The 19,479-nt window shown below is 70.3% G+C and carries 15 protein-coding genes and 1 pseudogene; 6 read left to right on the top strand and 10 right to left on the bottom strand.

The features are described 5' to 3' along the window. Positions 1-93 precede the first annotated feature (93 nt). Positions 94-2,337 carry an LCP family protein gene (locus FHS38_RS15705; RefSeq protein ID WP_260420744.1) on the top strand — a complete coding sequence of 748 codons (2,244 nt, stop codon included), beginning with the start codon at positions 94-96 and terminating at the stop codon, positions 2,335-2,337. A gap of 63 nt (positions 2,338-2,400) precedes the next feature. On the opposite strand, the gene FHS38_RS15700 is transcribed toward FHS38_RS15705, so the two are convergent. Then, positions 2,401-3,432: a glycosyltransferase family 2 protein gene (locus FHS38_RS15700; protein WP_184734137.1), complete on the bottom strand. Its 1,032-nt coding sequence runs from the start codon at positions 3,430-3,432 to the stop codon at positions 2,401-2,403. A 187-nt stretch (positions 3,433-3,619) separates the two neighbouring features. Between FHS38_RS15700 and FHS38_RS15695 the strand changes: the two genes are divergently transcribed. Further along, positions 3,620-5,122, top strand: coding sequence for an LCP family protein (locus tag FHS38_RS15695; protein WP_229822484.1), 1,503 nt, complete (start codon positions 3,620-3,622; stop codon positions 5,120-5,122). 621 nt (positions 5,123-5,743) lie between these two features. Here the strand turns inward: FHS38_RS15695 and FHS38_RS15690 are convergent. After that, the gene (locus FHS38_RS15690; protein ID WP_130878173.1) at positions 5,744-6,292 is read right to left on the bottom strand and encodes an acyl-CoA thioesterase; all 549 of its coding nucleotides are present in this window, start codon (positions 6,290-6,292) and stop codon (positions 5,744-5,746) included. A gap of 119 nt (positions 6,293-6,411) precedes the next feature. Here FHS38_RS15690 and FHS38_RS15685 point away from each other — a divergent pair, with 119 nt between their 5' ends. Further along, positions 6,412-7,764 carry an LCP family protein gene (locus FHS38_RS15685; RefSeq protein WP_184734135.1) on the top strand — a complete coding sequence of 451 codons (1,353 nt, stop codon included), beginning with the start codon at positions 6,412-6,414 and terminating at the stop codon, positions 7,762-7,764. A gap of 55 nt (positions 7,765-7,819) precedes the next feature. Here FHS38_RS15685 and FHS38_RS15680 read toward each other — a convergent pair whose 3' ends face one another. Both FHS38_RS15680 and FHS38_RS15675 read right to left on the bottom strand, forming a co-directional pair. Beyond that, positions 7,820-8,611 (bottom strand): VOC family protein, encoded by a 792-nt coding sequence (locus FHS38_RS15680; RefSeq protein ID WP_184734134.1) that lies wholly within the window; start codon positions 8,609-8,611, stop codon positions 7,820-7,822. Positions 8,612-8,754: 143 nt separating this feature from the next. After that, a complete protein-coding gene (locus FHS38_RS15675) occupies positions 8,755-9,915 on the bottom strand; it encodes an acyl-CoA dehydrogenase (RefSeq protein ID WP_130878176.1) in 1,161 nt (386 codons plus the stop codon). A gap of 184 nt (positions 9,916-10,099) precedes the next feature. Here FHS38_RS15675 and FHS38_RS15670 point away from each other — a divergent pair, with 184 nt between their 5' ends. Together FHS38_RS15670 and FHS38_RS35340 are read left to right on the top strand one after the other, a co-directional pair. Next, positions 10,100-11,440: a UDP-glucose dehydrogenase family protein gene (locus FHS38_RS15670; RefSeq protein ID WP_184734133.1), complete on the top strand. Its 1,341-nt coding sequence runs from the start codon at positions 10,100-10,102 to the stop codon at positions 11,438-11,440. 36 nt (positions 11,441-11,476) lie between these two features. Beyond that, positions 11,477-12,033 (top strand): annotated as a pseudogene (locus FHS38_RS35340) (IS5 family transposase); the annotation flags it as partial. A gap of 212 nt (positions 12,034-12,245) precedes the next feature. On the opposite strand, the gene FHS38_RS15660 reads toward FHS38_RS35340, so the two are convergent. From FHS38_RS15660 to FHS38_RS36065, 3 genes are read right to left on the bottom strand one after another with little or no spacing between them, the layout of a single operon-like run. After that, positions 12,246-13,430: a pyridoxal phosphate-dependent aminotransferase gene (locus FHS38_RS15660; RefSeq protein ID WP_184734131.1), complete on the bottom strand. Its 1,185-nt coding sequence runs from the start codon at positions 13,428-13,430 to the stop codon at positions 12,246-12,248. 52 nt (positions 13,431-13,482) lie between these two features. Further along, a complete protein-coding gene (locus FHS38_RS15655) occupies positions 13,483-14,259 on the bottom strand; it encodes a glucose 1-dehydrogenase (protein WP_184734130.1) in 777 nt (258 codons plus the stop codon). 24 nt (positions 14,260-14,283) lie between these two features. Beyond that, a complete protein-coding gene (locus FHS38_RS36065; RefSeq protein ID WP_184734129.1) occupies positions 14,284-15,387 on the bottom strand; it encodes an SIS domain-containing protein in 1,104 nt (367 codons plus the stop codon). A gap of 364 nt (positions 15,388-15,751) precedes the next feature. Between FHS38_RS36065 and FHS38_RS15645 the strand changes: the two genes are divergently transcribed. Then, entirely contained in the window at positions 15,752-16,408 is a 657-nt protein-coding gene (locus tag FHS38_RS15645; protein ID WP_184734128.1) for a LysE family translocator, read from the top strand. Positions 16,409-16,591: 183 nt separating this feature from the next. Here the strand turns inward: FHS38_RS15645 and FHS38_RS15640 are convergent, their stop codons facing one another. From FHS38_RS15640 to FHS38_RS15630, 3 genes are read right to left on the bottom strand one after another with little or no spacing between them, the layout of a single operon-like run. After that, on the bottom strand, positions 16,592-17,797 hold the full coding sequence (locus FHS38_RS15640; protein WP_184734127.1) for a dipeptidase: 1,206 nt from the start codon (positions 17,795-17,797) through the stop codon (positions 16,592-16,594). A gap of 2 nt (positions 17,798-17,799) precedes the next feature. Continuing rightward, positions 17,800-18,324 (bottom strand): 5-(carboxyamino)imidazole ribonucleotide mutase, encoded by a 525-nt coding sequence (gene purE / locus FHS38_RS15635; RefSeq protein WP_184734126.1) that lies wholly within the window; start codon positions 18,322-18,324, stop codon positions 17,800-17,802. Beyond that, positions 18,321-19,472 carry a 5-(carboxyamino)imidazole ribonucleotide synthase gene (locus FHS38_RS15630; protein WP_184734125.1) on the bottom strand — a complete coding sequence of 384 codons (1,152 nt, stop codon included), beginning with the start codon at positions 19,470-19,472 and terminating at the stop codon, positions 18,321-18,323. Before FHS38_RS15630 ends, purE begins: the two co-directional genes overlap by 4 nt. Between the last annotated feature and the right edge of the window lie 7 nt (positions 19,473-19,479).

Raw genomic sequence — 19,479 nt, 5'->3', positions numbered from 1 at the left:
GCCCCCCGCTGCCGCATCTAGGCCAGTAACTAGAGTCACATCAGCTACAACACGCCTGCCCATCGGGCCGGACGCTCATTCAGGGGAGGCCCGATGCGGCAGAGCAGCGGCGCGCGGGGGTCGGCCGGATCGGCCGACGCCTCGGCCGGCGAATCGGCCGGCGCCGCGCAAGCCGACGGCGAGGTTTCGGCCGCCGGGAAGTCCGGGCGCCGGGCCGCCCGCCGGGCGAGGAAGTCCGGCGCGACCGGCGGCCAGGCCGCCGGGGCCGACGCCACGGGGCCCCGCGCCGCGGACACCGACGCCCAAGGGCCCTCCGGCCCCGAGGGCGCAGGTGCCGAGGGCGCAGGTGCCGGGGGTTCCTCCGACGCCAGGGCTGCCGAGACCATGGAGGCCACCGGCGCCGGAGGCACTGACGGTGAAGGACCCGCTGTGGGTGAGAATCCTTCGCCCGCCAAGGCCTCCGGCCGCAAGCCCCGTGGCAGCGGAACAGCCGGCCCCGGCGACAAGGCCGCCGGAGGCGAGGGCACCAAGGGCAAAGGGCGCACCGACTCCGATACGGACTCCAAGGACGACGACGCCGAGTCCGGTCCGACCGCCGGAGGCGAACGTCCCGCCAAGGCGGCGATCCCCCGTGCCCGCGTCGCCGGCACCGCCGGCACGACGGGGGCCGAGGGCAACGAGGCCGCCAGCGGCACGTCCGGCCGCAAGGCCACCCGCAAGGGCGCACACGCCAAGAAGGCCGACCCCAAGGACCGCGCGGCCAAGCGCAAGCGCACCGTGCGAATAGCCCGCTGGACCGCGCTCACCCTCGCGGTCATCGTCCTCGGCGCGGCGACCGCCGGGTACTTCTACTACGAGCACCTCAACGGCAACCTCAAAAAGAGCAACCTCAACCTCGGCGACAAGCAGCTCGACCGCAGCGCGGCCAACGCGGCGGGCCAACGCCCCCTGAACATCCTGATCCTGGGCTCCGACAGCCGGAACAGCAAGGAGAACGTCGCGCTCGGCGGCGCCCGCGAGGACGCCGGGCGCAAGCCGCTCGCCGACGTCCAGATGCTGGTGCACGTCTCGGCCGACCGCAGCAACATGTCGGTGATCAGCGTGCCGCGCGACACCCGGGTGACGATCCCCAAGTGCACCGACCCGGAGGACGGCACGGTCTACAAGGAGACCGACCGTCAGATCATCAACACCAGCCTGATGAACGGCGGCCCGGGCTGCACGGTCGCCGCCTGGGAGGAGCTGACCGGCATCCCCGTCGACCACTTCATGATGATCGACTTCGCCGGTGTGGTGAGCATGGCCGACGCGGTCGGCGGCGTTCCGGTGTGCGTGGACGCCAACGTCTACGACAAGGACTCCGGTCTGCGGCTGACGAAGGGCTCGCACAAGGTCAAGGGCGAGCAGGCCCTGCAGTGGCTGCGCACCCGGCACGGCTTCGAGGACGGCAGCGACATAGGCCGTACCCACGCCCAGCACATCTATATGAACGCGATGGTCCGCCAGCTCAAGTCCGGCACCAAGCTGTCCGACCCCGGCCAGCTCACCGACCTCGCCGAGGCCGCCACCAAGGCGCTCACCGTCGACAAGGACCTCGGCTCGGTCAAGAAGCTCTACGACCTCGGCAACGACATGAAGCGGGTGCCGTCCGGGCGGATCACGATGACCACCATGCCGTGGGTCTCGGATCCGCTGGACCCGGACGCGCACGTGATACCCAAGCCGGGCGACGCCGACAAGCTCTTCTCGCTCGTCCGGAACGACATCGCGCTGGACGGCAAGGACAAGAAGTCCGACAAGGGCCCGAAGCCGACCGTGCCGGCCGCGCCGAAGGGCGCCATCGCCCTCACCGTGTTCAACGGCACCGGCACCGCCGTCCAGCCGCCGGCCACCCGTCGGGCCTCGGACATCGCCGAGTTCCTGGTGAAGGCGGGCTTCACCAAGGCGACGTCGGACTCCGCCCCCCGCGCGCAGGCGGACACGACGATCACCTATCCGAAGACCGCCCAGCGACCGGACGCCGAGGCCGTGGCCAAGGCCCTGGGGCTGCCGGAGAGCGCGCTGCGGATGTCCCCCACGGTCGACCAAGTGACGCTGGTCATCGGCGGTGACTGGCGTACGGGCACGAAGTATCCGAAGACCGGGGAAGCCGAGGAGAGCGACTCCTCCGAGGAGCCGACGGCCGGGGCGACGGGCGACGGCAAGAGCGGCGAGAACGGCAAGAAGGACGACAAGGGCGAGAAGGACGGCGACAACAAGGCGCCCAAGAGTTCCGACCCGCTGAGCGGCAGCGACACCTCGGCGTGCATGAACGTCAATCCGCTGAATCGTTTCTGAAGACCGTCCGCCCCGGTCCGTACGGACCGGGGCGGAGGCACACGCGACTCGTCGGCCGGTCGGCTAGTCGGCCCGGACGGCCGGGCGACGGCTGGCGATGACCCGCTTCGCCAGCGAGCGCGGGCTGGTCAGGAAGCCGAACCCCCACGACATGTGCATCGTCGCGAGCGCCACCGGGATCCGGACGCGCGCGGCCGGCGACAGGCCCTTGCCCGCGGGCAGCGAACCGGCGGTGATGGCCGCCAGGTACCCGGCCGGGACCAGCAGGCCCCAGGGGGTGACGGCCGCGCCGACCACGACACCGGCCGCGATGGCGACCACAGCGGTCGGCGGCGCCAGATAGCGCATGTTGATCGAACCCTGGTGGAAGCGGGCGACGACGTGCCGCCAACGCCCGTAGTCCTTGTACTGCTTGGCGAGCGCCTTCACGCTGGGCCGCGGCCGGTAGGAGACCTTGAGCTCCGGGGAGAACCAGATCAGCCCGCCCGCCTCACGGATCCGGAAGTTCAGCTCCCAGTCCTGGGCGCGGATGAACTCCTCGTTGTACCCGCCCTGCTGCTCCAGGGCCTCGCGCCGGAAGACACCCAGATACACGGTTTCGGCCTCGCCGGCCGCGCCTCCCGTATGGAAGGCCGCGTTGCCCACCCCGATCTTCGAGGTCATGGCGGCGGCGACGGCCCGCTCCCAGTCGTTCTCGCCCTCGGCGTGCATGATGCCGCCGACGTTCTGGGCGCCGGTCTCGTCCAGCAGCCGCACGGCGGTCGCGATGTAGTTGGGCGAGAGCATTCCGTGACCGTCGACGCGTACCACGATCGGGTGGCGTGACGCCTTGATCGCGGCGTTGAGCGCGGCCGGGGTGCGGCCGGTGGGGTTCGGCACGGTGTGGACCCGGGCGCGGGGGTGGTTCGCGGTCTCCCGCACCAGGTCGGCGGCGATTTCGTCGGTGCGGTCCGTGGACGGACCGAGGGCGATCACGACCTCGAGTTCACCGGCGTAGTCCTGTTCCAGGATGTGCCGCACGGAGGTGCGCAGATACCGCTCCTCATTGAGCACCGGCATGATGACGGAAACGGCGGGCGGCTGCTGATCGGGCATGGTTCCTCGGCGGTACGGGGGGTGCCCCCGGCGGACGGCGGATCGTCGGTCACGTTACGCCAATGGGGGACCCGAAAGCGCCCCGCCCGGGTGGCAGGCCCCGCCAGGACGGCGTGGGGCCGCGAACCGACGATCGTATGGGCCTACCGTTTCCCCGGTTCTACCCAGTCCGTCGCGGAGGTTCGAAGTGACCGCACCGGCCCGCTCCCCCCGCCAGGCCAGACCACGCCCGAACCGGCCCCGCCACAGCGCCCCCCGCCGCCCGCGCTGGGGACTGCGCCTCGCCACCGGCGCCGCCGTGGCCGTGCTGGGCACCGGCGGCATCGGACACGCGGTGGTCACGGGGATCGAGGGCGGCATCGGGCGGGTGGACCCGTTCGGGGGGCTGTCGGACCGGCCGCAGATCAGCCAGGGCAAGAACATCCTCGTCGTCGGCACGGACGGCCGCGACAAGATCACGGAAGAGGAGCGGACCCGCTACCGGCTGGGCGGCGCGCCCTGTCACTGCACCGACACGGTGATGCTGGTGCACCTCTCCGCCCGGCACGACCGGGCCAGCGTGATCAGCCTCCCCCGCGACACCTACGTCGAGATCCCCGAGCGCGCCGACCCCCAGGGCCGGATCCGCCCCGCCCATCCGCAGAAGCTCAACGCGGCGTACGCGGAGGGCGGGCCGAGCCTGACCGTACGGGCGGTGGAACAGCTGACCCGGGTGCACGTCGATCACTATCTGGAGGTCGACTTCGCCAGCTTCATGAAGACGGTCGACGTACTGGGCGGGGTCCGGGTGTGCACGGTGCGGCCGCTCAAGGACGCCTACACGGGTCTCGACCTGCCGGTGGGGTCCAGCGACCTCAACGGCGGGCAGGCGCTCCAGTACGTGCGCTCCCGGCATCTCGACGGGGGCTCCGACCTCGGCCGGATGCAGCGGCAGCAGCGGTTCCTCGCCTCGCTGATCCACAAGGCGGCCGGCGGCGACGGCCTGCTGAACCCGGTGAAGTTCCACGAGGTCTCGACGACGCTGCTCGGCTCGGTCCGCGCCGACCGGGGCTTCGGCAGCGCCGAGCTGGTCGAGCTGGCCCAGGGGATGAAGAACCTGACGCCCGCCTCGTCCGAGTTCGCCTCGGTGCCGATCGGCATCGCGAATTTCCCCGTGCCCGGCGTCGGCTCGACGGTGAAGTGGGACGAGGCGGCGGCCGGGAAGATGTTCCAGGCCCTGCGCGAGGACCGGCCGCTGACCGTGCACGCCCCCCGGCGGTCGCAGGACGCGAAGCCGCAGGGCAGGCCGGCGGACCAGCCCGCGACGCCGGTGGACGTGGCGCCCGGGCAGATCCGGGTGCAGGTCCTCAACGGCAGCGGCCGCACCGGTCTGGCCCGCGAGACCGACACCGCGCTGCACGCGACGGGCTTCGCCACCACCGGGCTGCCCATGGACGCGCCCGGGCCGCTGGTCCAGCGGACGGTGATCTCCTACGACCCGCGCTGGGACCGCTCGGTCCGCTCGGTCGCGGCGGCGCTGCCGGGCGCGGAGCTGCGCCCGGCGCCGGGGCAGGGTCCGCTGATGAAGGTGACGCTGGGCACGGACTTCACGGGCGTGCACCCGGTGCGGGCCCAGGACCCGACACAGCAGGCCGGGGCCGCCCCGGCGGCAATCCGGGGGGACCAGGTGGTCTGCCCGGACGGCGCGTAGGCCTTACGCCCGGGCGTTCGATCGCACGGCGGCCGGGCCGCCCCTGTACGGGCCGCACCCGGGTGATCCCGACGACCCGGCGAGCGCCCGTCCCGCCCGCCGCGGCCCGGGCGGAGCTCCACAGATCCGCGGCCCTCGCGGGCGGGGATCAGTCCCCGCCGGGGGGCAGTCCCGCCGGGGGGGGCAGTCCCGCCGGGGGGGCAGTCCCGCCGGGGGGAGTCCCGCCAGGGGGCAGTCCCGCCGGGGGGAGTCCCGCCAGGGGGCAGTCCCGCCGGGGGGAGTCCCGCCAGGGGGCGAGGAGTCCCGCCAGGGGGCGAGGAGTCCCACCGGGGGGGCAATCCCTGCCCGGGAACAGACCCCGCCGCGGGGATCAGCCCCCGCCAGGGGGCTCTCCCGCCTGTGGCAGGCCCCACCAGGGGGCTCCCCCAGCCAAAGCTCTCCCGCCAGAGGGGATCAGCCCGCACCTGGGGACAATCCCCGCCAAGGGGGCCAGTCCCCGCCAGGGGGCCATTCCCCGCCAGGGGAGGCAGCCCCCGCCAGGGGACAGGCAGCCCCCGCCAAGGGGCCAGCCCCCACCAGCGGGGCTCCCCGCCAGGGGAGGAGGCTCCCCCGCCGTGGGGATCAGTCGCCGAAGCCCTCGGCAATCCGCTTCTCGCGCAGCTCCATGATCGCGCGGCGGCGGGCGAGCCGGTGGGTGCGCCGGATCTGGGCCTCCTGGTAGCGGCGCTTGTCCTTCTCCGTCTCCGGGACCACCGGCGGCACACGCCGGGGCTTGCCGTCCTCGTCGACGGCGGCGAAGACCAGGTAGGCGCTGCCGACCTGGGTGGCGGGCGTCGACTCGTTCCAGCGCTCGGCGAGCACCCGCACGCCGACCTCCATGGACGACCGGCCGGTCCAGTTCACCTGGGCCTTCACATGCACGAGGTCGCCGACCCTGACCGGTTCGAGGAAGGCCATCTCGTCCATCGAGGCCGTGACGGCCGGGCCGCCGGAGTGCCGCCCGGCGACCGCGCCCGCGGCGTCGTCCACCAGCTTCATGATCACGCCGCCGTGGACGGTACCCAGCAGATTGGTGTCGCTGCCGGTCATGATGTGGGAGAGCGTCGTGCGGGAAGCGGACGTCGGCTTGCCCGGTATTTCCGCTTCCGGGCTGCGGTCCTGATTGGTCATGTCCACCACTGTATGCGGGCCCGGGGGCACGGGCGGTTTTGCATCAGCTCTGCTACAGCCCGGCCCCGAACCCGTCTCCCCCCTGTGAGGTGGGTCGTCACAGCGGGCACACTCGTGTCATGAGCAATTGGGCCGATGGTCGGACCGGCGACCGCCAGGACCGGTACGGAAACGGCGCCGCGGACGCCGAGCCGGAGGGCGCGCGCGCCATGCCGCAGATCCGGCGCACCGCCCCGCCCCCGCCGCGCCGCCCCGCCGAGCCGGCCCCCGGGTACGACCGTGCACAGGGTCCGGGCGGTGGCCACGGCGGCGTGCCGGGCCAGGGCGGCTACGGCGACGGCGCGGCCCACGCGGCCGGCGGCCACGACGACGGCTACAACACGGGACAGGTCTACGGCCGCGGCGGCCCGGCCGGCCCCGGCGGCCACCGGCACGGCCCCACCGGCGGCGGCCCGGGCGGGCGCGGCCCGCGCACCGGCGCCCCGGATTGGCGCAAGCGCCTCAAGATCGGCTCCATAGCCTTCGTCGTGGCACTGCTGGCCGTCTCCGCCGGCACGTACTTCTGGGCCGACTCCAAGGTGCGCCGCGAGGTCGACCTCGGCCAGGTGAAGGACCGCCCGGCGGCGGGCGAGGGCACCAATTACCTGATCGTCGGCTCCGACAGCCGCGAGGGCCTCTCGGACAGCGACAAGAAGGAACTGCACACCGGGTCGGCGGACGGCAAGCGCACCGACTCGATGATGATCGTGCACACGGGCGACAACGGCACCACGGTGCTGAGCCTGCCGCGCGACTCCTACGTCACCATCCCCGCCTTCAAGGGGAAGGAGTCCGGCAAGAACTTCCCCGCCGCGACGCACAAGCTGAACCAGGCGTACGCGGACGGCGGCCCGGAGCTGCTGGCGCAGACCATCGAGTTCAACACCGGGCTGCGCATCGACCACTACGCGGAGATCGGCTTCGGCGGCTTCCGCAACCTCGTGGACGCGCTGGGCGGCGTGGAGATGTGCCTGGACAAGCCGCTGAAAGACCGGGACTCGGGTGCGGACTTCAAGGCGGGCTGCCAGGAGCTGAGCGGCGCCCAGTCGCTGGCCTTCGTGCGCCAGCGCCACCAGGAGGCGGACCAGGACCTGGGCCGGATGCGCAATCAGCAGAAGTTCCTGAACACCCTCGCCAACCAGGCGGCCTCGCCCTCGACGATCCTCAACCCGTTCCGCCTCTACCCCGTCATCGGCTCCGGTCTCGACACGCTCATCGTCGACAAGGACATGGAGCTGTGGGACCTCGCCTCGATGTTCTGGGCGATGAAGGGCGCGACGGGCGGCGACGGCAAGCAGATGACCGTGCCGATCGCGAGCGCGAACTTCCCGACCCGCTCCGACGGCGTCGCGGTGAAGTGGGACACGGCCAAGGCCAAGCAGCTCTTCGACCAGCTCAAGAAGGACGAGAAGGTCACCGTCTCCGACAAGTGAGCGACGAACATGGCAGGGCCCGCAGCCGACCTCGGCTGCGGGCCCTGCCGCGTTCTCAGGAGGACGCGGGCCCGGTCGCGTTGATCACCGCGAAGGTGCCGCCCTGCGGGTCCTGCACGACGGCCATCCGGCCCGCCATCATGTCGAAGGGCGGTACGAGCACATTGCCGCCGCCCCGGGTCAGGGCGTCGACGGTGCTGTCGGTGTCCTCGACGGCGAAGTAGCACAGCCAGTGCGAGGGTGTGCCGGGCGGCAGCTTGTCCAGCCCCTGGGTGCCGCCGACGGCCCGGCCGTCGACCTGGAGGGCGGAGTAGTCGGGCGCCCCTTCCATGGGGACCGCCTCGATGCCCAGCGCGGTGGAGTAGAAGGCCGCGGCGGCCTGGGGGTCGCTGGTGTTCAGCTCGTTCCAGATCAGCGCCCCGGGCTCGTTGACGACCTGCGCGCCGAGGAAGTCCCGGGCGTGCCAGAGCCCGAACACGGCTCCCGTGGGGTCGGCGACGACCGACATACGGCCGAGCGTGAGCACGTCCATGCCCGGCATCACCACGGTGCCGCCGTTGTCGGCGATCTTCTTCTCGGTGGCGTCCACGTCGGAGACGGCGAGGTAGGTGGTCCACACCGTCGGCGGTGTCGGCTGGTCGGGGTCGGGCGACATCGAGGTCATGATGCCGGCCACGGGCTTCCCGTTCAGGGTGCAGACCGCGTACCCGCCGGTCTCCGGCGGGCCGACCTCGCCCTGCCACCCGAACAGGTCGCGGTAGAAGTCGAGCGCCGCCTGCTGGTCGGGGACCATGAGGTCGATCCAGCACGGGGTGCCGGGCTTGTACGGAGCGGTTACCTCGGGCATGTCATGAGCCTCCAGGGCAGTACGACCCCCACCGCCCCCACCTTCGGCGCCCCGGCCCGATACCGCCACCGGCGTTCACCCGTACGCGCGACGGCCCCCCGGCGGGCTGCCGGGGGGCCGTCGCGATGAACGCCCGGGAGGGGTTACTTCGGCAGGTTGCGCGCCATGACGATGCGCTGGACCTGGTTCGTGCCCTCGTAGATCTGCGTGATCTTGGCGTCGCGCATCATGCGCTCGACCGGGTAGTCACGGGTGTAGCCGTAGCCGCCGAGGAGCTGGACGGCGTCCACGGTGACCTCCATGGCCACGTCGGACGCGAAGCACTTCGCCGCCGCGCCCTGGAAGGTGAGGTCGCTGTCGCCGCGCTCGGACTTGGCGGCGGCCGCGTAGGTCAGCTGACGGGCGGCCTCGATCTTCATGGCCATGTCGGCGAGCATGAACTGGACGCCCTGGAAGTCGCCGATCGGCTTGCCGAACTGCTTGCGCTCCTGGACGTAGCCCTTGGCGTAGTCGAGGGCGCCCTGGGCGATGCCGAGCGCCTGGGCGGCGATGGTGATGCGGGTGTGGTCGAGGGTCTTCATCGCCGTGGCGAAGCCGGTCCCCTCCTCGCCGATCATGCGGTCGGCGGGGATGCGGACGTTGTCGAGGTAGACCTCGCGCGTCGGGGAGCCCTTGATGCCGAGCTTGCGCTCCGGGGCACCGAAGGAGACGCCCTCGTCGGACTTCTCGACGACGAACGCCGAGATGCCCTTGGAGCGCTTCTCGGGGTCGGTGACGGCCATGACCGTGTAGTACTCGCTGACGCCCGCGTTGGTGATCCAGCGCTTGACGCCGTTGAGGACCCAGAAGTCGCCGTCGCGCACGGCCTTGGTCTTCATGCCGGCCGCGTCCGAGCCCGCGTCGGGCTCGGAGAGGGCGTACGAGAACATCGCGTCGCCCTTGGCGAGCGGGCCCAGGTAGCGCTTCTTCAGCTCCTCGGAGCCGGACAGCACGACCGGCAGCGAACCGAGCTTGTTGACCGCCGGGATCAGGGAGGAGGACGCGCACACCCGCGCGACCTCTTCGATGACGATGACGGTGGCGAGCGCGTCGGCGCCGGCGCCGCCGAACTCCTCGGGCACGTGGATCGCGTGCAGGTCGGAGGCGACCAGCGCGTCGAGCGCCTCCTGCGGGAAGCGGCCCTCCTCATCCACCTCGGCGGCGAACGGCGCGATCTTCGCCTCGGCGAGCGAGCGCACGACCTTGCGGAGCTCGTCGTGCTCCTCGGACGGCCGGTACAGGTCGAAGTCCTTTGATCCCGCCAAGGTGGATTCACTCCCCAAAGAGTTAACTACCGTTTAGTAACCCGATTCTAGGGGCGGCCCCCCGCACGGGGATACGTGAGCTTGCCGACAGCGCCCGGACGGCACCGGGATCTCCCCGGGGCCTTCCCGCTCCGGGCCCCGACTATGCTCGGCGCAGTCCAGCCCGTCAGCACATGGAGCACGCATGGCCCCCAAGATCACCGTGATCGGCACCGGCTACCTCGGTGCCACCCACGCCGCGGCCATGGCCGAGCTCGGGTTCGAGGTGCTCGGCCTGGATGTGGTGCCCGAGAAGATCGAGATGCTCGGGCGCGGCAAGGTACCGATGTACGAGCCGGGGCTGGAGGAACTGCTCCGCCGCCACGTCGCCGGGATCGAGGGCTCGACCGGCCGGCTGCGCTTCACGATGTCGTGGGAAGAGGCCGGCGAGTTCGGCGACGTCCACTTCGTCTGTGTGAACACCCCGCAGAAGCACGGCGAGTACGCGTGCGACATGAGTTACGTCGAGAGCGCCTTCGACGCCCTGGCCCCGCATCTGCACCGCCCGGCGCTGGTCGTCGGCAAGTCCACCGTCCCGGTCGGCAGCGCGGCCCGGCTCGCGGCCCGGCTCACCGAGCTGGCCCCGGCGGGCACCGACGTCGAGCTGGCCTGGAACCCGGAGTTCCTGCGCGAGGGCTTCGCCGTCCAGGACACCCTGCACCCGGACCGCATCGTGGTGGGCGTCGCCGGCGAGCGCGGCGAGAAGCTGCTGCGCGAGGTGTACGCGACGCCGATCGGCGAGGGGTCGCCGTTCGTCGTCGCCGACTATCCGACGGCCGAGCTGGTCAAGACGGCCGCCAACTCCTTCCTCGCCACGAAGATCTCCTTCATCAACGCCATGGCCGAGGTCTGCGAGGCCGCCGACGGCGACGTGGCGAAGCTGGCGGAGGCGATCGGCCACGACGACCGGATCGGGAAGAAGTTCCTGCGGGCCGGCATCGGCTTCGGCGGCGGTTGTCTGCCCAAGGACATCCGCGCCTTCATGGCCCGCGCCGGTGAGCTGGGCGCGGACCAGGCGCTGACCTTCCTCCGCGAGGTCGACTCCATCAACATGCGCCGCCGCGGCCACATGGTCGAGCTGGCCCGCGAGACGGTGGGCGGCAGCTTCCTGGGGCAGCGCGTGGCGGTGCTGGGCGCGACCTTCAAGCCGGACTCCGACGACGTACGGGACTCGCCCGCGCTGAACGTCGCCGGGCAGATCCACCTCCAGGGCGGCCAGGTCACCGTCTACGACCCCAAGGGCATGGACAACGCCCGCCGCCTCTTCCCGACCCTCGGCTACGCGCCGACCGCGCTCGAGGCGTGCCAGGGGGCGCACGTGGTGCTGCACCTCACGGAGTGGGGCGAGTTCCGCGAGCTGGACCCGGCGGCACTGGCCGCGGTCGTGACGGAGCGGCGGATACTGGACGGGCGCAATGCGCTTGACGCCGGCGCTTGGCGGTCGGCTGGATGGTCCTACCGGGCCATGGGACGGCCCCAGGCCTAGGCCGTTTCTTTCGGATCATCTGATCGTTGGTCTGGTGTGCCGTTGACGGACGCGCAGTGGGCGCGGATCGAGCCGTTGCTGCCGGACCGGGCGCCGAAGAGGGGTGGTCGGTGGCGTGATCATCGTGAGGTGATTGACGCGATCGCCTGGAAGTTCCAGACCGGGTCACAGTGAGTCCATCTGCCGGAGAAGTACGGCTCGTGGAAGGGCGCTTACACGCGGCTACGGAACTGGGCGATCAACGGCACCTGGGAACGTGTCTTCACCGCTCTGCTCGCCCAGCCCGACGCGGATGAGGACCTGGAGTGGGTGGTCGCGGTCGACTCGACCATCGTGCGCGCGCACCAGCACGCGGCCGGGGCCCGCAAAAAGGGGACCCGGCCGGCGAACCAGTCGATCATGCCCTCGGGCGGTCCCGCGGCGGACTGACGACCAAGATCCACCTGGCCGCCGACGGCCGCTGCCGCCCTCTGTGCTTCGTCCTCACGCCCGGACAGGCCGGTGACGCCCCCGCCTTCGAGCAGGTCATGGCCAAGGTCCGGGTGCCACGGCCCGTCGGAAGACCCCGCATCAGGCCGGATGCGGTCCCGGCCGGACTCCACCTTGCAGGCATTTTCCTCTGGTCAGCACGCTGGTCCAAAAGAAACGGCCTAGATCTGCGGTGTCGGCGTCCCTTCCGGCACGTGCCCGTCGCCCGCCCCCCCCGTCTGCGCGTTCATGGTGACCGGTCCGGGCTACGCGGTGTCGGCCAAGGGGACTTCGCCGGCGTCTTCTGTCCACGGCCTGCGCACCGCCCTGTCGCGGCTCAGATGGTGGCGCCCGTCCCCATCAGCGTTGAGAAGTCAGCCGTGGCCAACTGCTTCTCCGTACGGCTGATGTCCTCCTGGGATACCGCGAAACAGGCCCGGACGTAGGTGTAGGGCGGCTTGTTGTGGTGGAAGGCTTCGCCGGGGATGGTGGCGACACCGGCCGTGGTGAGGATCGCTTCGGCGGCTTCGAAGCCGTCTTGGACTCTAAGGGACGAGCAGTCGATCAGGAGGTAGTAGGCGCCCTCGGGATGGTTGGGTTCGAGGCCCGCCGACCGGAAGGCGGAGGCCACGCGGTCGCGCTGGGTGCGGTACTGGTCGCGCATTCCGGTGTAGAAGGCTTCCGGCAGCTCCAGGGCATCGACGGCCAGTTGCTGAAGTGGTGTGGGCGCGCACACGGACAGGATGTCGGCGGCTGTGCGTACCGGCTGGATCAGGTGGCCGGGCCCTGCGGCGTATCCGATCCGCCAGCCGGGGATGCTGTAGGTCTTGGACAGGCCGGAGATGGTGATGGTCCGGTGTGTGAGGGGGGTGAAGGCGGCTGGGGACAGGTGCCGGCCCGGGGTGTAGTAGATGTACTCGTAGATTTCGTCGGTGATGACGAGCAGATCGCGCTCCTCCGCGAACTGTGCGACCGCGGTGATTTCGTCAGCGGTGAGGCGTCGGCCGGAGGGGTTGTTGGGGGTGCACAGCACGATGGCGCGGGTGCGCTCGGAGGCCGAGGCCTCCAGCGCCTGCTTGGTCAGGCGGAATTCGGGGGCTGTGAGCCCGATCGGCTCCGGCATTACCCCGTACAGTTCGGCTGCGGCGCGGTGGTAGCCGTAGAACGGCTCGGGGAGCAGGATCCCGTCCCCGGGGTTCAGGTAGGCGAGCAGGACCGCGTTGTACGCGCCGGATGCGCCGATGGTGGCGACGATGCCGTCGTCGGGGTCGATGTCGATGCCGTTGTACGCGGTCAGCTTGCGGGCGATGGCCTTGCGTAGGGCCGGGTCGCCCTGGGCGAGGCTGTAGGAGTGGTCCGCCGTCTTGAAGTGGGCGGCGCCGGTGTCGAGGAGCGAGGCGGGCGGCGGCGTACGGGAGAGGCCCTGCCCCAGGTTGATGCCGCCCACGGCCACGCAGCGTTCGGTCATGGCGCGGATGGTGGACTGCTGCTTTCCGTCGAGTCGGCGTGCGTTTGCGATCACTTGTCGTTCTCCATGTTCGCTCCCGGCGGCTTGTGTGGCTCGTGGTCCGGGGTCAGGCGGCGGTCCAGCCGCCGTCGACTTCGAGCAGGGCTCCGTGTACGTAGTCAGCGGCCGGGGAGGCGAAGAAGATCACCGCGCCGATGAGTTCCTCGGGGCGGCCGAACCGTCCGGCGGGCACCCGGCTCAGCAGGGCCTGGCTGCGGGTGGTGTCGTCGCGCAGGTCCTGGGTCAGGTCGGTGGCGAAGTACCCGGCCGCGATCGCGTTGACGTGCACGCCCCGCCCGGCCCATTCGGCAGCAAGCGCCCGGGTCACCTGGACCAGTGCGCCCTTGCTTGCTGCATAGGCGACGACATTACGGCCGCCGCTGTAGGCGAGCACGGAGGCGATGTTGACGATGCGTCCGTGCCCCTGGGTGAGCATGAGGGATCCTGCTTCCTGCGTGAGGAAGAAGGTGCCGTTGACGTTGGTGTCGATCACTTTGTGCCAGGCGTCCGCGGGGTACGCCTCGGCGGGGTGACGTTCGATGACACCGGCGTTGTTCACCAGGATGTCGAGGCTGCCGTGCTGCCCCGCTGTCCGGACGAGCGCGCGCCGGGCCTGTTCCGGGCGCGTGACGTCCAGTTCGAGGGCGGAGGTGCGCGTCCCGTCTGCGGCCAGTTCGGCCGCGACCTTTTCGGCGGTTTCCTTGCTGCGGCCCGCGACCACCACATGGGCCCCGGCGCGGGCCAGGCCGGCGGCGATCGCCCGGCCCAGCCCGCGGGTGGCTCCGGTCACCAGAGCCACCTTCCCTGTGAGGTCGAACAGGTGCAGCGGATTCTCGTCACTCATATCCGCTCATTCTTTCACCGTTGTTTATGCGCCAGCCAGTTCCGACTCGATGGTGGTGCTGTGATACCAGGGGTTTCCGGCTGATTCTGAAATCAGATCCCGGGAGTTCGTCTCGTGGTACCGGCCGAGCGCGAGCGCGGTGTGCTGGACGATATTCAGGGCGTTGAAGTACTTGCGCAGGAAGTCACCCTCGCCGAGATCGACCCGCGAAATCCGCACATTGAGGTTCTCGGGCCGCTCTTCGGTGAGCAGCCGGACCAGATTCTCACCCTTGGCGATTGTGTAGTCATCATCGTCCGGGTCGGCGAACCAGATCACGCTGTGCTTCCGGTCCGGGTCCGAGAGGGTGGCGACCTCGCTGTGGCAGAACTCGTGGAAGTAGTTCCGGGCAGCGGGCACCATGGACATCTCATTGAAGTGCATCTTGGCGAGCTTGAGCAGGCTCTCGTGCCACTTCGGCGACGCGATCATGATCACGTTCGCGTCCTGGCTGTCGTGAGCGACCCGTTCGACGAGCTCGCGTCGCGTGTTGTCGTAGTCCGCCTCCAGCTCGGCCGACAGCTCGGCGAGCCGTGTGTGATGGTTGTCGTCGAGCAGGCCCAGCTTATGGAACATGTCCATCAGGATGGCGAAGTACTGGGAGACGTGGAACAGCGGGTACTCGCGGTCGGGCTCGCGCAGCCGCCAGTAGGCGATCGATACACCGTCTGCCTGGCCGAGCCCGGCGAGCTTGCCGCCGGAAGTCAGCAGCAGAACACGGTCCTGCTTGGACTTGAGCCCCTGATAGGCGAGGACGGGCTCCTGGGAATGACCGCTGTAGGAGCTGATGATGTACAGCGTCCCCTCGTCGTCGAGGACGGACGAGGGGGCGAGAAACCGGAAGTCGTAGTCGTTGAGGACGTGCACTTCGATTGGCGAACCGATTTCCGCGAAATATCCGCGGACAATGTCGGAGACGATGGCGGAGCAGCCCATGCCGGTAAAGACGATACGCTTGAACTCCCCATTGGCGAAACGGGACCGGAGCTTTGGAGTGATGGCCTCCAGAGAGTATTCGTCCGGCTTAGTCAGTCCGGCGCGGTATTCCTTCTCGATAAACTCTTCGTAGCGGTCGAGGCGAGACTTCACGTCAGTCAACTCTCCTTCGAGCGGCTAAGTGTTCGCATGTCATCCAAGTCGGATCGAGCGACTGCATTGAAGATACACGGATCGAATATCGAAGAGTCAAAAATTAAATTTTTGTTGCACCGGCCCTTTGGCTTGATCACGTGCTGGAAATCAGCCGACATGCATCCGGTTTCCGAACAGCCGCGAACGCGACTGCCGACGCCTTCCGGGTAAACCAGGGCAATCGCAGCACAGAGAGAACAGAATGTGATCTGCGCAACCCACGAAGATCAGCCACAGGCGATGCCTCAACACGTATACGCGCCACGGGGATTGAACATCCCGCAGGCGCAACTCGCCCTTACCGGTGACATCATGAAGTGCTATGACCACTCAGCTCATGGGCTTCATAGCCGCATCACTCGCCATCATCGTGGTCCCCGGCCCCGACCTCGTATTGCTGCTGCGCAACGCCGCGACAGCCGGCCGCCGCGGCGCGGGAGCCACCGCCGCCGGCATCATGCTCGGCAACGCCGTCCTGGCAGCCGCCGCGGTGGCCGGCCTGACCGCCCTGCTCACCAGCTCCCAGATGCTCTACACAACCATCCGCGCCGCCGGCGCCGTCTACCTCGCCTACCTCGGCGTACGCGCCCTGATCGACTTCTTCCGCCACCACAGGCAGCACAGCGACGCCCCCACCCCGGCAGCACAGCCAACGTTGGCGTCCGCCGACCACCAGAACCGCCCCACCGCCAAGGCCTTCCGCCAAGGCCTGGTCAGCAACCTGCTCAACCCCAAGGTGGCCGCCTTCTACCTCTCCCTCTTCCCGCAGTTCGCCCTGCCGGGCATGCCCGCCCTCACCCAGCACATCGTCCTGGCCGGCCTCTTCTGGGCACTCGCCCTGCTCTGGTACGCCGTAGTCGTCACTGTCCTCGGCCGCATCCAGACCCTGCTGCGCCGCCGCCGTGTCGAGCGCGGCATCACCGGGGTCTCCGGGGTAGTCCTGGTCAGCCTCGGCGCGGCACTGGCCTTCCGCGACTGACACGGTGGAGAACATCGCCCGGGCCCATCGCGTCGAAGACGTCCTCTGGTGAAGCGCCCAGAACTTCTTCGCGCCTGGGCAGCAGGTGCGCGGACGGCGGCACCCAGCTGGTCAAAGATTTGTCCTCAAACGCCGGACGGGCTGGATTTTCCAGCCCGTCCGGCGATTGAGGACACAGGGACCTCAGCCGTCGAGCTGGTCCAGCGTCGCGATCGACGGGGCACGGACCGTCTGGAGCCGACGCGCAGCGTCCTCCGCAGCCCTCAGCACCCGCACCGCGTTCTGCCAGGTCAGCTTCGCGAGGTCGGAGTCCGACCAGCCGCGGCGCAGGAGTTCCGCGATCAGGTTCGGATAGCCGGCCACGTCCGCGAGGTCTTCCGGGGTGAACGCCGTGCCGTCGAAGTCGCCGCCGATGCCGATGTGGTCGATGCCCGCGACCTCGCGCATGTGGTCGAGGTGGTCGGCGACCGTGGCCGCCGTGGCGAGCGGACGGGGGTGGGATTCCTCGAAGGCGCGGTGCACCGCCATCCCGGCGGGGGTGGTGTCGAGGTGGTGCAGGCCGTTGGCGCGCATGTTCTCGTCCGCCTGCCGGGTCCACTCGACGGCGGCGGGCAGGACGAACTTCGGCACGAACGTCGCCATGGCCACGCCCCCGTTCGCGGCGAGGGAGCCGAGCACGTCGTCGGGGATGTTGCGCGGGTGGTCGCAGACGGTGCGCGCGGAGGAGTGCGAGAAGATCACCGGCGCCTCGGTGACCCGCAGCGCGTCCCGCATCGTGTCGGCCGAGACGTGCGAGAGGTCGACCAGCATGCCGAGGCGGTTCATCTCGCGGACGACCTCCTCGCCGAAGCGGGTCAGGCCGTTCGCCACGGGCTCGTCGGTCGCCGAGTCCGCCCACGGGACGTTGTCGTTGTGGGTCAGCGTCATGTAGCGGACGCCGAGGCGGTGCAGGGCGCGCAGGGTGGCGAGGGAGCAGTTGATGCTGTGGCCGCCCTCGGCGCCCATCAGGGAGGCGATGCGGCCCTCGGCGCGGGCGGCCTCCATGTCGTCGGCGGTGAGCGCGAGCCGCAGCTCGGCGGGGTAACGATTCACCAGCTGCCGCACGACGTCGATCTGTTCGAGCGTCGCACTGACCGCCTCGTCGCCGGCCATGTCGGTGCGTACGTACACGGACCAGAACTGGGCCCCGACCCCGCCGGCCCGCAGCCGGGGCAGGTCGGTGTGGAGGCCGGCGCCGCTCTGGTCGGTGGCGATGTCGCGCCGGTCCAGGTCGTAGCGGACCTGCTGGCGCAGGGCCCAGGGGAGGTCGTTGTGACCGTCGACGACGGGGTGGGCGGCGAGCAGCTCGTGAGCGCGGGCGAGGTGACCGGCAGCCGTGGTGGCGGTCACGGTCACTTCCCGAACCCGAAGTGGGCCGTGCCCATGGCCTTGGCGCGCAGGCGCTTGCCCTTGTCCGTGGCCTGCTCGTTCAGCTCGTCCTGGAAGTGCCGCATCCGGGCCAGCAGCTCGGTGTCGTGGGCGGCGAGCATCCGGACGGCGAGCAGCCCGGCGTTGCGGGCGCCCGCGACGGAGACGGTGGCGACGGGCACGCCGGCGGGCATCTGCACGATGGACAGCAGGGAGTCCATGCCGTCGAGGTACTTCAGCGGCACGGGCACGCCGATGACCGGCAGCGGCGTGACGGACGCCAGCATTCCGGGCAGGTGGGCCGCGCCGCCCGCGCCCGCGATGACCGCCTTGAGACCACGGTCGGCGGCCTGCTCGCCGTACGCGATCATCTCGCGCGGCATGCGGTGCGCGGAGACCACGTCGACCTCGTAGGGGACCTCGAACTCGTCCAGGGCCTGGGCCGCGGCCTCCATGACGGACCAGTCGGAGTCCGAGCCCATGACGATGCCAATGAGAGGAGAAGTCATTCCGTGATCGTTCCTCGCAGGTATCCGGCGGCGTGGGCGGCGCGCTCGCGCACGTCGTCCAGGTCGTCGCCGTAAGTGTTGACGTGTCCGACCTTGCGACCGGGCTTGACGTCCTTGCCGTACATGTGGATCTTCAACCCCGGATCGCGTGCCATGCAATGGAGGTACGCGGAATACATGTCCGGATAGTCGCCGCCGAGCACATTGGCCATGACGGTCCACTTGGCGCGCGGGCGCGGGTCGCCGAGCGGCAGGTCCAGCACCGCCCGTACGTGGTTGGCGAACTGCGAGGTGATCGCGCCGTCCTGGGTCCAGTGGCCGGAGTTGTGCGGGCGCATCGCCAGCTCGTTGACGAGCACCTCGAAGGAGCCGTCGGCCTTGCGGATCTCGAAGAGCTCCACGGCGAGGTGTCCGACCACGCCCAGCTCCGCGGCCACCTTGAGGGCGAGCCGCTGCGCGTGGGCGGAGAGCTCGGCGGAGAGGCCGGGCGCGGGGGCGATGACGGTGTCGCAGACCCCGTCGACCTGGATGGACTCGACGACCGGGTACGAGACGGCCTGGCCGTGCGGGGAGCGGACGACGTTGGCGGCCAGCTCGCGGGTGAAGGCGACCTTCTCCTCCGCCAGCACGGGCACGCCGGCGTGGAAGGGCTCACTCGCCTCTTCCGCGCTGCGGACGATCCACACCCCCTTGCCGTCGTAGCCGCCGCGCACCGTCTTGAGCACGACGGGGAAACCGTCGCCCTCCTCCGCGAACCGCGCCACGTCGGCGGGGTCCTCCACGATGCGGTGCCGGGGACACGGCACTCCGATCTCCATGAGCTTGGCTCGCATCACGCCCTTGTCCTGGGCGTGCACCAACGCGTCGGGCCCGGGGCGGACGGGAATGCCGTCTGCCTCCAGGGCCCGTAGGTGCTCGGTGGGGACATGCTCGTGATCGAAGGTGATCACGTCACAGCCTTGTGCGAAAGCACGAAGGGTGTCCAGGTCGCGGTAGTCGCCGATGACGACTTCCCCGACCGCCTGAGCCGCCGAGTCCTGCGGGGTATCGCTGAGCAGCTTGAACTTGATGCCGAGGGGGATGCCCGCCTCGTGGGTCATACGGGCGAGCTGGCCGCCGCCGACCATGCCGACTACCGGGAACGTCACGCTCCCA

The sequence above is a fragment of the Streptomyces netropsis genome (assembly GCF_014203545.1).
Lineage (GTDB): Bacteria > Actinomycetota > Actinomycetes > Streptomycetales > Streptomycetaceae > Streptomyces > Streptomyces netropsis.
The sequence above is the reverse complement of the archived record's forward strand: the minus strand, read 5'-3'. Positions and strand labels throughout refer to the sequence as shown.